We start from the raw sequence: 13,031 nt of genomic DNA, 5'->3' as shown, positions 1-13,031 counted from the left end.
CCGTGTAAGCGCTACCAATTATCGACCAGTATATACCTTATAAGGTGATTGATTGCGGGAGTTTACCATAACAATGGGTATATCTTTAATTGCGCATCACGGGCTGTGAGATGCGTAATCAGGGCTGAGCAGCGGGTCGGACAATCCAGGCGGTTGCGCTGAGAGTGCGTCGTGCTATCATCAGGGAAGATCGGTTACATCCCCCTAACAAGCTGTTTAAAGAGAATCGCTATCATGACGGACAAATTGACCTCCCTTCGTCAGTTCACCACAGTAGTGGCCGACACCGGAGACATCGCGGCAATGAAGCTGTATCAGCCTCAGGATGCCACAACTAACCCTTCTCTCATTCTTAACGCAGCGCAGATCCCAGAATACCGCAAGCTGATTGATGATGCTGTAGCCTGGGCTAAGCAGCAGAGCAACGATCGCGCACAGCAGATCGTCGACGCGACCGACAAACTGGCAGTAAATATCGGTCTGGAGATCCTGAAACTGGTCCCGGGTCGTATTTCTACTGAAGTTGACGCTCGTCTGTCCTACGACACCGACGCGTCCATCGCGAAAGCAAAACGTCTGATCAAAATGTACAACGATGCTGGCATCAGCAACGATCGCATTCTGATCAAACTGGCTTCAACCTGGCAGGGCATCCGTGCCGCTGAGCAGCTGGAAAAAGAAGGTATCAACTGTAACCTGACTCTGCTGTTCTCCTTCGCGCAGGCGCGCGCATGTGCAGAAGCTGGCGTATACCTGATTTCTCCGTTTGTTGGTCGTATTCTGGACTGGTACAAAGCCAACACTGACAAGAAAGAGTATGCACCGGCAGAAGATCCGGGTGTGGTTTCCGTAACGGAAATCTACGAGTACTACAAACAGCACGGTTACGAAACCGTGGTGATGGGTGCGAGCTTCCGTAACGTCGGCGAAATCATTGAGCTGGCAGGCTGCGATCGTCTGACGATTGCTCCGGCACTGCTGAAAGAGCTGGCGGAAAGCGAAGGCACTATCGAACGTAAACTGTCCTTCTCCGGCGAAGTGAAAGCGCGCCCTGCACGTATCACTGAAGCTGAGTTCCTGTGGCAGCACAACCAGGATCCGATGGCTGTAGACAAACTGGCGGACGGTATCCGTAAGTTTGCTGTAGACCAGGGTAAACTGGAAAAAATGATCGGCGATCTGCTGTAATCATTAACGCGTGGCCCTGACAGGGGTCACGCTACCTCTTCTGAAACCTGTCTGTCCTTCCCTTCGCAGTGTATCATTCTGTTTAACGAGACTGTTTAAACGGAATAATCATGAATACTTTACGCATTGGCCTGGTTTCCATTTCTGACCGTGCTTCCAGCGGCGTTTACCAGGATAAAGGCATCCCGGCCCTTGAAGAGTGGCTGGCATCTGCCCTTACCACCCCTTTTGAGCTGCAAACGCGACTGATCCCGGATGAACAGGCGATCATCGAACAGACCTTATGTGAGCTGGTGGATGAAATGAGCTGTCATCTGGTGCTGACTACCGGCGGAACGGGTCCGGCCCGCCGCGATGTAACGCCTGATGCCACGCTGGCCGTAGCCGACCGCCAGATGCCGGGCTTTGGCGAGCAGATGCGCCAGATAAGCCTGCACTTTGTGCCAACGGCTATTCTCTCCCGCCAGGTTGGTGTGATTCGCAAACAGGCGTTGATCCTGAATCTGCCAGGGCAGCCGAAATCGATCAAAGAAACGCTGGAAGGCGTGAAAGATGCCGACGGTAAGATTATCGTGCCGGGTATATTTGCAAGTGTACCGTATTGTATACAGTTGCTGGATGGACCGTATGTGGAAACCGCACAGGCTGTTGTAGCATCTTTTCGTCCTAAAAGCGCAATCCGCGATATAAACGCCTGAAAGTAGCCCGATCGTGACATAAGTGCCAATGACAGTGGAGTATTGAATTGTTTACGATATAGTAATTTTTGCTTTACATATATCGGCTGACAGATTCAATAACTCCACTGACTCATGGTTTGCTATGTCACAACACACTCGACCGCTGAATCGCCAGGATTATAAAACTCTTACGCTTGCTGCCCTCGGCGGTGCGCTTGAGTTTTATGATTTCATTATCTTCGTCTTCTTTGCCGCTGTTGTTGGCGAACTCTTCTTCCCGGCAGACATTCCTGAATGGCTACGTCAGGTGCAAACCTTCGGCATTTTTGCCGCCGGATATCTGGCGCGTCCGCTGGGTGGCATCATCATGGCGCACTTTGGCGATCTGGTCGGGCGTAAGAAAATGTTCACCCTGAGCATTTTGCTGATGGCGATACCGACGCTGGCGATTGGTCTTTTGCCTACCTACGCCTCAATGGGGATCCTCGCGCCGCTGCTGTTACTGCTGATGCGCATTTTGCAAGGCGCAGCCATCGGCGGAGAAGTGCCGGGCGCGTGGGTGTTCGTGGCGGAACACGTACCGGAGCGCCGCATCGGCATTGCCTGTGGCACGCTGACCGCCGGGCTGACGGTGGGGATTCTGCTGGGATCGGTGGTCGCAACTCTGGTGAATACCAGCCTGACGCAGCAGGCGGTGCATGACTACGGCTGGCGTATCCCGTTCCTGCTGGGGGGCGTGTTTGGGCTGGTGGCGATGTACCTGCGTCGTTGGTTGCAGGAAACGCCCATCTTCCTCGAAATGCAGCAGCGTAAAGCGCTGGCGCAAGAGCTACCGGTGAAGTCGGTGGTGAGCAAGCATAAAAAAGCGGTGGTTATTTCCATGCTGCTGACCTGGCTGTTATCGGCCGGGATTGTGGTGGTGATCCTGATGTCGCCAGTCTGGTTGCAGAAGCAGTATGGTTTTGCACCCGCGCTAACGTTACAGGCCAACAGTGTCGCCACCATTATGCTGTGCGTCGGCTGTCTGCTGGCCGGGTATATTGTCGACCGGGTCGGCGCCAGCAAAACCTTTATTGTCGGCAGCCTGTTGCTGGCCTGTTCAAGCTGGTTTTTCTATCATCTGACCGGCAGCCATCCTCAGCACTTGTTCTTGTTATACGGGCTGGTAGGGTTGTGCGTTGGTGTGGTGGGGGCTGTGCCTTATGTGATGGTGCGGGCGTTTCCGGCGGAGGTCCGCTTTACCGGAATTTCCTTTTCTTACAACGTGTCGTACGCCATTTTTGGTGGTCTGACGCCAATCGCCGTGACGATGTTAATGAGCGTGTCGCCAATGGCTCCGGCCTGGTATGTGCTGGCGTTATCGCTGGTGGGGTTAGGTCTGGGGATTTGGCTGCGACAGGATATTTATCATCGCGATACGAGCGTACAGGGAGAGTTACAGCGCTTGTAAGGAATATCCCCCCGTTCGGGGGGATAGCGTCAGTTTAGTGCGCTTCACCGATCGGCAGGATGGTACGGCCAAACTGTTCGTTCAGCACTTCACCCATCGCCAGGTAAATGGCGCTTGCGCCACACACTAAGCCAATCCAGCCAGCAACGTGAATGATCGCTTCGTTACCTGCAATGTTGCCAACCGCCAGCAGTGCGAACAGCACTGTCAGGCTCAGGAAGACAAACTGCAACGCGCGGTTAGCTTTCAGCGTGCCGAAGAACATGAACAGTGTGAACACGCCCCACAGACCCAGGTACACGCCCAGGAACTGACCATTGGTTGCATCCGCCAGGCCCATTTTCGGCATGATCAGGATTGCAACCAGCGTCAGCCAGAACGAACCGTAGGAGGTAAAGGCGGTTAAACCGAAGGTGTTGCCTTTTTTATATTCCAGCAGACCGGCAAATATTTGCGCGATACCGCCGTAGAAAATGCCCATCGCCAGAATAATAACGTCAAAGGCGAAGAAACCCGCGTTGTGCAGGTTAAGCAGAATGGTGGTCATGCCAAAGCCCATCAGGCCCAGCGGTGCCGGATTAGCCAACTTAGTGTTGCCCATAATTCCTCAAAATCATCATTGATTGAATGGTGAAATAGTTTCCCCAAATAACGATCACTGTCTTCGGGGCGCGGCATGATAATCAGGGGAGAGGGCACTGTCTATGATCTAACGAAGGGAAAATGAATTATTTTCCCTGTGATGGGCATCACGCTTACGCATGGTTGATCATTTTGCTAAGACAGACGATTTGAAGTACCACCGGGAACTGAGGGATTTGGTGGACGATCTGGTGAGAAATACCCATAGCCAGATGGCGCTGCTTCATGCGCGCGGCAGTGGTTATTCCAGTTCAAAGGCTTTCGCATCAACCGCGTGTCTGCCCCGCATGTTTTCTATGGCTTCTGAATCAAAATGTGCGGAATTAGTCGTCGCCAATAACTTTCAGCGTTGCCATGTCAGAGGTGTTTACTGACTGGCCTGAGAAGGTGATTTTAGACACGCAACGTTTATTGTCGTTGTCGCTATTAATAGTGATCCAGTTGGTCGTTTGTCCCTCTTTAATGGATGACGGGACGTTCAGGCTTTGGCTGGAAGTGCGTACTGCTTTGAAGTAGACGGATGCGCCGTTAAGTTTAATATCGCCGCGATCGGCGGTGAGCTGAATGCGCTTCACAACCCGGCAAACGGGAATTCTCAGCGTGAGGTCGTTGGTTGCGTTGCGGGGCATCGCAACCATACCCAGAACTTTATGATCGTTAGCGTGCGCGGCGCTGCTCAGCAGCAGGCCCATAAGCAGGCTGGTGGAAAGGGTTAACACGGATTTCATGGAATTTCTCTTTGACGGCTGTAAAAGTGTGTGACATCAGACCATCTTACCGCCGACGGGAAACCGTTTCATGGTCGTAATCTTTTCTTTTTATTACAATTTTCACATGAATAACCCTGCTGGTGTTGATTTGTTTTGTGAATTGATTTTGATTGGAAACTATTCGTTTTTTTGCCTTTCTGCCTTTTTACCTTAATTTTATCGCCACTGTGCTAAAAAAAATTTTCATGCCCCCCTTGATGACGTGGGTTACGACCCCATCTTGTAGACAACCGCAGTGGTGAGTCTGAAAAAAAACGATTCAGGGTAGTTGAAACCGCACGTTTCGCCCTTATTACAGATTCACAACCACATGATGACCGAATTTTTAGTGGAGACGTTTAGATGGGTAAAATTATTGGTATCGACCTGGGTACTACCAACTCTTGTGTAGCGATTATGGATGGCACTACTGCACGTGTGCTGGAGAACGCCGAGGGCGATCGCACCACGCCTTCTATCATTGCTTATACCCAGGATGGTGAAACTCTGGTTGGTCAGCCGGCTAAACGTCAGGCAGTGACAAACCCGCAAAACACCCTGTTTGCGATTAAACGCCTGATTGGCCGCCGCTTCCAGGACGAAGAAGTACAGCGTGATGAAGCCATCATGCCGTACAAAATCATCGGTGCTGACAACGGTGATGCATGGATTGACGTAAAAGGTCAGAAAATGGCACCGCCGCAGATTTCTGCTGAAGTGCTGAAAAAAATGAAGAAAACGGCTGAAGATTACCTGGGCGAACCGGTAACTGAAGCGGTTATCACCGTACCTGCATACTTCAACGATGCTCAGCGTCAGGCAACCAAAGATGCTGGCCGTATCGCAGGTCTGGAAGTAAAACGTATCATCAACGAACCGACCGCAGCGGCACTGGCTTACGGTCTGGATAAAGAAGTCGGCAACCGTACTATCGCGGTTTATGACCTCGGTGGTGGTACTTTCGATATCTCTATTATCGAAATCGACGAAGTTGACGGCGAAAAAACCTTCGAAGTTCTGGCAACCAACGGTGATACCCACCTGGGTGGTGAAGACTTCGACAGCCGTATGATCAACTACCTGGTTGACGAATTTAAGAAAGATCAGGGTATCGATCTGCGTAATGATCCGCTGGCGATGCAGCGTCTGAAAGAAGCCGCTGAGAAAGCGAAGATCGAACTGTCTTCCGCTCAGCAGACCGACGTGAACCTGCCGTACATTACTGCAGACGCGACTGGTCCGAAACACATGAACATCAAAGTGACCCGTGCGAAACTGGAAAGCCTGGTTGAAGACCTGGTTAACCGTTCTATCGAGCCGCTGAAAGTTGCTCTGCAGGATGCTGGTCTGTCTGTTTCCGACGTTCAGGACGTTATCCTGGTCGGTGGTCAGACTCGTATGCCGATGGTACAGAAGAAAGTTGCTGAGTTCTTCGGTAAAGAGCCGCGTAAAGACGTTAACCCGGACGAAGCAGTGGCAATCGGTGCTGCCGTTCAGGGTGGTGTATTGACCGGTGATGTGAAAGACGTGCTGCTGCTGGACGTTACCCCGCTGTCTCTGGGTATCGAAACCATGGGTGGCGTGATGACTCCACTGATCGCGAAAAACACCACTATCCCGACCAAGCACAGCCAGGTGTTCTCTACCGCTGAAGACAACCAGTCTGCGGTAACCATCCACGTGCTGCAGGGTGAACGTAAACGCGCCGCTGATAACAAAGATCTGGGTCAGTTTAACCTGGATGGTATCAGCCCGGCTCCGCGCGGTATGCCGCAGATCGAAGTTACTTTTGACATCGATGCCGACGGTATCCTGCACGTTTCCGCGAAAGACAAAAACAGCGGTAAAGAGCAGAAGATCACCATCAAGGCTTCTTCTGGTCTGAACGAAGAAGAAATTCAGAAAATGGTTCGCGAAGCAGAAGCGAACGCAGAATCTGACCGTAAGTTTGAAGAGCTGGTTCAGACTCGTAACCAGGGTGACCATCTGCTGCACAGCACTCGTAAGCAGGTTGAAGAAGCAGGCGACAAACTGCCAGCTGACGACAAAACTGCCATCGAGTCTGCACTGACCGCGCTGGAAACTTCTCTGAAAGGCGAAGACAAAGCGGATATCGAAGCGAAAATGCAGGCGCTGGCACAGGTTTCCCAGAAACTGATGGAAATCGCTCAGCAGCAGCACGCACAGCAGCAGGCTGGCGCAGCAGGCGCTGATGCTTCTGCAAACAACGCGAAAGATGACGACGTTGTCGACGCCGAGTTTGAAGAAGTGAAAGACAAAAAATAATCGCCCTTTGAACGGGTAATTACTGGCACGGGCGAAGAGGTTTCCTCTCCGCCCGTGCACGCATGTTAGGGGCAGATAAAAAGAGATGGCTAAGCAAGACTATTACGAGATTTTAGGCGTTTCCAAATCAGCGGAAGAGCGTGAAATCAAAAAGGCCTACAAGCGCCTGGCCATGAAATTTCACCCGGACCGCAACCAGGGTGATAAAGAGGCCGAAGCCAAGTTTAAAGAGATCAAAGAAGCGTACGAAATCCTGACCGATGCGCAAAAACGTGCGGCTTACGATCAGTACGGTCATGCTGCGTTTGAGCAAGGCGGCATGGGCGGTGGCGGCGGTTTTGGCGGCGGGGCTGACTTCAGCGATATCTTTGGTGACGTGTTTGGCGATATTTTTGGCGGCGGTCGTGGTCGTCAGCGCGCCTCACGTGGTGCTGATTTACGTTACAACATGGATCTCACTCTGGAAGAAGCCGTGCGTGGCGTCACCAAAGAGATCCGTATTCCGACTCTGGAAGAGTGTGACGTCTGCCACGGTAGCGGTGCGAAGGCAGGTACTCAGCCGCAGACCTGTCCAACCTGTCATGGTTCTGGTCAGGTACAGATGCGTCAGGGCTTTTTTGCCGTACAGCAGACCTGTCCACACTGCCAGGGTCGCGGTACGCTGATCAAAGATCCGTGCAACAAATGCCACGGTCATGGTCGTGTTGAGAAAAGCAAAACGCTGTCCGTTAAGATCCCGGCAGGGGTTGATACCGGCGACCGTATTCGTTTAGCGGGCGAAGGTGAAGCCGGTGAACATGGTGCACCAGCAGGTGATTTGTACGTTCAGGTGCAGGTAAAACAGCACCCAATTTTCGAACGTGAAGGCAATAACCTGTACTGCGAAGTACCGATTAACTTTGCGATGGCAGCGCTGGGCGGCGAGATTGAAGTCCCAACGCTGGACGGTCGCGTGAAGTTAAAAATTCCGGGCGAAACGCAAACTGGCAAACTTTTCCGCATGCGTGGAAAGGGCGTCAAGTCTGTACGCGGTGGCGCTCAGGGCGACCTGCTGTGCCGCGTGGTGGTTGAAACCCCTGTGGGCCTGAACGACAAGCAGAAACAACTGCTCAAAGATCTGCAGGACAGCTTTGGCGGCCCGACCGGCGAACAAAACAGTCCGCGCTCCAAAAGCTTCTTCGACGGTGTGAAGAAGTTCTTTGACGATCTGACGCGCTAAGCTTACTGCCGTATATTCTAAAAAGCCTGAAATTGGAAAATCTCAGGCTTTTATTTTTGGTTCTGTTCTCACTTCCACTCCAGGCTTACCTGTTCAACAACGATATTTGTCTCTGCTTTCTCCGGCAAGGTATGTGCGACACTTGCAAATCCGGGTAATGTCTTCCATACCAATGGGTCTCCAATAACAAAAATGTGTTTTTTAGCACGGGTAATGGCCACGTTCAGAAGATTAGGTTTGCTCGAAGCCCATTCTGCGCCGCCGCGATTGTGTACATCACATCCAAGAACAAAAATAACGATGTCGTTTTCTTTCCCCTGAAAAGTATGGACTGTACCAACACAGCTTTTTTGCCACTCTTTAATTTCTTTATGTTTTAGTCGCGGTGAGTATTGTTGCCAGCTGGCCAGCTCTCTTTGTTCAATCAGTTCCAACAAAGCATATTTAACAGCCTTGAATGGAGTAATAACGTAAATAGACCCCAGATCTATATTTTCCGTGAGTAGACGGTCCAGCAGTGTAATCAGGCTTTGACCGTGACTATCTCGGTACTGCTTGTCTCCCAAACCGCCTCTTGAAACCAACCAGTGGTTTTCAAGTTCGCCATTGACAAGACGGCTACAGATTTTGTCTGTATCAAGCCCGTGAATCATCCGGTTATTGTATGCCAGTTTATTAGCAATACTGAACATGGGTTCGATACAACGGCGATGTACCCATAATGGGATCCCAATCCAGATGTTATTGTTCATCATCTCTAATTTGCAGCCCCAATGATTGACGCGATCGGCAACCTGTTGGACTGAGAGCTTTTCTGGATTCCACTTTTCAGCATGCTCGTGTAGAAGGTCCTGACAAAGGTGCCTAACCAGTGATGGAGAGGTGGTGAATACAGGCTCAATCTGTAACGGATCGCCCACAACGAGTACGCGTTTGGCGCGCCATATAGCGCCGACGGCCTGTTGAGGTGATGCCTGGCCAGCTTCATCGATCATTACCCAGCCAAGCTCGCCGCCTTTTACTCCATGCAGCATACGTCCCACTGAGGCAAAGGTTGTAGAGAGTACCGGGACAAACATGCATAACGTTTGCCACCAGGGGAGTGGCGTGGGCTCAAGATGAGGGGAATTTAAAAAATTCCTCAGGCGGAGCAGGAACATTTCTCTAAAGCGATCAACGCTCCCCATTGCCTCGTAAAGCCAGGCTTGATGAAGATCCATCGCAGCCATAAACAACAGTGAGCGTTGGCGGTTGATCTGAGCGTTTTGCCAGAATGCGGTGCGCTGTAAGCCAGCATTATCGATGGGTTTATGGCTATCAGGTAGAGCTATTCCTGAAAACTTATCCTTCAGGCCCCGCAATTTTTGTTCTATTTCCTCGCGCTGCAGGGCAATCCTGTCTATTTCTTGCTGTAAGCGGCGTTTTTGGGCGTCTGCCTCCTTCAGTTGTTTACGCTGTTCAGAAATGAGCTGTGTTTTGTGTATTAATGATGCGCTAAGCGTTAAAAGATGCTGTTGTGTGTTACGTAATGATGTCTGGTAAGTCTGTACCTTTTTACGATTGAGCAAACGAGTCAGCAGGCCAGGTGCATCGGCTTCTTCTATTTTTTGCTGTTGCTTGGCATGCTGAATCTGTTTTTCAATTACGTCCTGCTCAGCTTCAAATTCCTTAAGTGCGCTAAGCCGCTCTTGACATCGCACTACCGCTTTTGCCATGTCCGAAGACAAAACATCAGATGAACAGTAAGGTTTTTTTGCAAGCAGTTCGGCTAATTCTGCTAACTGTTTTTGCAGCTCTTCTGTTGTTTTCAGGCAGTGAATGAAATGCTGCTTTGCTGCGGTAAAAGAGAGTTTATTGTGGCAAGACTTCCAGCGCCAAAGGCTGAGAAAGTTTTCGTTGTCCGGTCTAGCCATTTCGACTGATGTGTCGCGTAAAAAATGCTCATCAAACAGTAATCTTTGGGCGAATTTTGTACGATTTGTTTTTCTTCCAAGAGCTACTGAAATTAATCCCCAACACTGTTTTTCTGTCGCAAGAGGACGAAAGAGATGGTAATTACGCTCAGTTCCTTTTCCATCTTTATCTCTTTTATGCGCAGATTTGGGCAGGGATTTTGCTGCAACTTGATTTGCGGTCGGTGACAAATAGTCAAGAGAACGAAATTCTTCGGCCAGCGATTTCTTTTGCGGTAATTCGTTAGAGATATTTTCTACGGCTGCATTATTGGATGAGGCCACAATCATTTCGAAACCGGTCAGTTCCGGGACGATAAAGCCTTCATGGGTAAGCGTATCTTCCACATTGCTGAAGCCCGCAAGGACTCTCGCTCGTTCAACGACATTATGCGCAACTAAATCACGCAGCAACGTCGTTTTCCCCGTTCCCGGAGGCCCATTTACTGATAGTAACCCACCTTCAGCAAGCTCTTCTACCGCCGTATTTATTGCAAACTGCTGCATTAATGACATCGCGTGCTCTGGCTCTGAAGGCCAACGCCCCAGAGGCATTTTAGTCGGATGCAGCTTATCGATAATGGCTGTTAGTCCTTTCTGAGAATAGAGATCCGGGTTTCTGTGAACAAGGTGAGTGAGGTAAGTATTGAGTGTTCGGCATCGAGTGTCTTCCAATGATGACATTGCATCTTCAATATCCTCAAAAAAGAAGCTATTTAAGATGGGAAGTACTAATGCCTTTTCATTGTCGCTTATGAGGTCTTCCGTTTCGCTAGCTTCTTCTTGTTCCGTGTCCTGGCTCTCATTGTTGCCGTTAAACCAGTCAATTTGTATTGCATATTGCCATTCAGGTGCAAAGTCCGCCCATGATGTTAAATGAGTGTCGAGCAGCGTGAGAATATTGCTTGCGCGCAATACTCCCGGGCCTTTTTCCCTTACGGGCTCTAACGTAACGCAGAAATCATTGAATGTATCGGCAAGATGCATACAATCGACCGCGAAGACTGATGAGTCGAGTTTGTGGAATTGACGTTTTTTAAGATGGCCCAACGCCCAGGGTAGCGAACTTACCGACAGTTTATCTCTCGTGGGTACACCTTCTCCGTTCAACTGCATCTTAGCAAAACAGGTTGTCCCTTCCTGATCCAAGCGCTGTTCGCATTCGTCGTCATTTTCCTCATTTGTTCCAAGAACCTCCTGACTAATACGGCTGACGATATTTTTCTCAAATAGCCCTAAGTGAACAATAAATGATGCCTTCGGCGGAATGTCATATTGCTGGCGTAATTTCTCTGAATGCCACGGAAGTGAAGCATCACCTAATGTAATGAGTTTTTTTAGTGGGATCAGCAGGCTTTTATCTTTTCTTTCAAGCGTATAAGGCTGAAAAAATTCTATGCGTTGCCAGGTTCTCAATATTTCTTGCGGGAGAGGTGTCGAGTCCATCTTAGCTCTTTGATTATTATCCCAATATATCAATGAATACGAGAATACTCTGATCCAAGAATTTTTGAAGATCTGAGAGGAGGAATCATTCTCTCTGGCGGTAATGGCACAGGCAGAACATCTTGATGATTGCTGAAATTTTTACTCGTAAAATCCGATCTATCCATAATGAATAATCTAATTTTAACGAGCTTTTTGAGGGTGTAAGATAGTATTTACGAAGTATTCACCCAATAGAGAGAATAAAAGTGAAACATCTGCATCGTTTTTTTAGTAGTGACGCCTCGGGGGGCATCATTCTGATCATCGCAGCCGTGGTCGCTATGCTGATGGCAAATATCGGGGTTACCAGTGGATGGTACCACGCCTTTTTGGAAACGCCCGTTCAACTGCGGGTTGGCGCGCTTGAGATCAACAAAAATATGCTGCTGTGGATCAACGACGCGTTGATGGCGGTGTTCTTCCTGTTGATTGGTCTGGAAGTAAAGCGCGAGTTAATGCAAGGTTCGCTGGCCAGTCTGCGTCAGGCGGCGTTCCCGATCATTGCTGCTATCGGGGGCATGATTGTCCCGGCGCTGCTGTACCTGGCATTTAACTATGCCGATCCCATCACCCGTGAAGGGTGGGCGATCCCGGCGGCAACGGATATCGCTTTTGCGTTAGGTGTGCTGGCGTTGTTGGGCAGTCGTGTACCACTGGCGTTGAAAATCTTCCTGATGGCGCTGGCGATTATTGATGACCTCGGCGCTATCGTCATCATCGCACTGTTCTATACCAGCGATCTCTCGCTGCTGTCGCTGGGCGTTGCCGCGTGCGCGATCCTCGTTCTGGCGGCATTGAATCTGTGCGGAGTGAGACGCACCGGTATTTATATTCTGGTCGGCGTAGTGCTGTGGACTGCCGTACTGAAGTCTGGCGTGCATGCAACACTGGCGGGCGTGATCGTGGGCTTCTTCATTCCATTGAAGGAAAAACACGGACGTTCACCGGCGAAGCGACTGGAGCATGTTCTGCATCCATGGGTGGCATACCTGATCCTGCCACTGTTTGCCTTCGCTAACGCAGGCGTTTCACTGCAGGGCGTCACTATTGATGGACTGACCTCGATATTACCGCTGGGGATCATTGCCGGCCTGTTGATCGGCAAACCGTTGGGTATCAGTCTGTTTTGCTGCCTGGCGTTACGCCTCAAGGTGGCGCAATTGCCGGAAGGAACGAATTTCCAGCAGATTATGGCGGTCGGTATTCTTTGCGGCATTGGCTTTACGATGTCGATTTTTATTGCCAGCCTGGCGTTTGGCAACGTCGATCCTGAGCTGATTAACTGGGCAAAACTGGGGATCCTGATCGGCTCCTTGTTGTCGGCAGTGATAGGTTACTGCTGGTTACGTGCCCGGTTGAACGCATCAGCCTGACGGG

General features: G+C 50.4%; 9 protein-coding genes. 6 read left to right on the top strand and 3 right to left on the bottom strand.

Annotated elements, in window-relative coordinates:
• The first annotated feature begins 234 nt into the window (after nucleotides 1–234).
• From tal to OGX94_RS16720, 3 genes are all read left to right on the top strand, one after another.
• Nucleotides 235–1,188: a transaldolase gene (gene tal, locus OGX94_RS16730; protein ID WP_003829752.1), complete on the top strand. Its 954-nt coding sequence runs from the start codon at nucleotides 235–237 to the stop codon at nucleotides 1,186–1,188.
• 110 nt (nucleotides 1,189–1,298) lie between these two features.
• Entirely contained in the window at nucleotides 1,299–1,886 is a 588-nt protein-coding gene (mog, locus tag OGX94_RS16725) for a molybdopterin adenylyltransferase (protein WP_257662282.1), read from the top strand.
• Nucleotides 1,887–2,010: 124 nt separating this feature from the next.
• A complete protein-coding gene (locus OGX94_RS16720) occupies nucleotides 2,011–3,318 on the top strand; it encodes an MFS transporter (protein ID WP_164563146.1) in 1,308 nt (435 codons plus the stop codon).
• A 34-nt stretch (nucleotides 3,319–3,352) separates the two neighbouring features.
• Here the strand turns inward: OGX94_RS16720 and satP are convergent, their stop codons facing one another.
• Nucleotides 3,353–3,919 (bottom strand): acetate uptake transporter, encoded by a 567-nt coding sequence (satP, locus tag OGX94_RS16715; protein ID WP_003829744.1) that lies wholly within the window; start codon nucleotides 3,917–3,919, stop codon nucleotides 3,353–3,355.
• A 364-nt stretch (nucleotides 3,920–4,283) separates the two neighbouring features.
• Nucleotides 4,284–4,688: a DUF2541 family protein gene (locus OGX94_RS16710; protein ID WP_257662283.1), complete on the bottom strand. Its 405-nt coding sequence runs from the start codon at nucleotides 4,686–4,688 to the stop codon at nucleotides 4,284–4,286.
• A gap of 384 nt (nucleotides 4,689–5,072) precedes the next feature.
• Here OGX94_RS16710 and dnaK point away from each other — a divergent pair, with 384 nt between their 5' ends.
• Together dnaK and dnaJ are read left to right on the top strand one after the other, a co-directional pair.
• A complete protein-coding gene (dnaK, locus tag OGX94_RS16705) occupies nucleotides 5,073–6,995 on the top strand; it encodes a molecular chaperone DnaK (protein ID WP_003829739.1) in 1,923 nt (640 codons plus the stop codon).
• 85 nt (nucleotides 6,996–7,080) lie between these two features.
• The gene (gene dnaJ / locus OGX94_RS16700) at nucleotides 7,081–8,214 is read left to right on the top strand and encodes a molecular chaperone DnaJ (RefSeq protein ID WP_003829737.1); all 1,134 of its coding nucleotides are present in this window, start codon (nucleotides 7,081–7,083) and stop codon (nucleotides 8,212–8,214) included.
• 68 nt (nucleotides 8,215–8,282) lie between these two features.
• On the opposite strand, the gene OGX94_RS16695 is transcribed toward dnaJ, so the two are convergent.
• A complete protein-coding gene (locus OGX94_RS16695; RefSeq protein WP_257662284.1) occupies nucleotides 8,283–11,612 on the bottom strand; it encodes a DEAD/DEAH box helicase in 3,330 nt (1,109 codons plus the stop codon).
• A 248-nt stretch (nucleotides 11,613–11,860) separates the two neighbouring features.
• On the opposite strand from OGX94_RS16695, the gene nhaA reads away from it, so the two are divergent.
• Nucleotides 11,861–13,027 (top strand): Na+/H+ antiporter NhaA, encoded by a 1,167-nt coding sequence (gene nhaA / locus OGX94_RS16690; RefSeq protein WP_286569608.1) that lies wholly within the window; start codon nucleotides 11,861–11,863, stop codon nucleotides 13,025–13,027.
• Nucleotides 13,028–13,031 lie beyond the last annotated feature (4 nt).

It is taken from the genome of Citrobacter sp. Cpo037, from assembly GCF_030332945.1.
Lineage (GTDB): Bacteria > Pseudomonadota > Gammaproteobacteria > Enterobacterales > Enterobacteriaceae > Citrobacter > Citrobacter portucalensis.
The sequence above is the reverse complement of the archived record's forward strand: the minus strand, read 5'-3'. Positions and strand labels throughout refer to the sequence as shown.

Coding starts and splice junctions, on each gene's coding strand:
- satP (WP_003829744.1), bottom strand. CDS start 3,919: ATGGGCAACACTAAGTTGGCTAATCCGGCACCGCTGGGCCTGATGGGC.
- dnaJ (WP_003829737.1), top strand. CDS start 7,081: ATGGCTAAGCAAGACTATTACGAGATTTTAGGCGTTTCCAAATCAGCG.
- OGX94_RS16720 (WP_164563146.1), top strand. CDS start 2,011: ATGTCACAACACACTCGACCGCTGAATCGCCAGGATTATAAAACTCTT.
- tal (WP_003829752.1), top strand. CDS start 235: ATGACGGACAAATTGACCTCCCTTCGTCAGTTCACCACAGTAGTGGCC.
- dnaK (WP_003829739.1), top strand. CDS start 5,073: ATGGGTAAAATTATTGGTATCGACCTGGGTACTACCAACTCTTGTGTA.
- mog (WP_257662282.1), top strand. CDS start 1,299: ATGAATACTTTACGCATTGGCCTGGTTTCCATTTCTGACCGTGCTTCC.
- OGX94_RS16695 (WP_257662284.1), bottom strand. CDS start 11,612: ATGGACTCGACACCTCTCCCGCAAGAAATATTGAGAACCTGGCAACGC.
- OGX94_RS16710 (WP_257662283.1), bottom strand. CDS start 4,688: ATGAAATCCGTGTTAACCCTTTCCACCAGCCTGCTTATGGGCCTGCTG.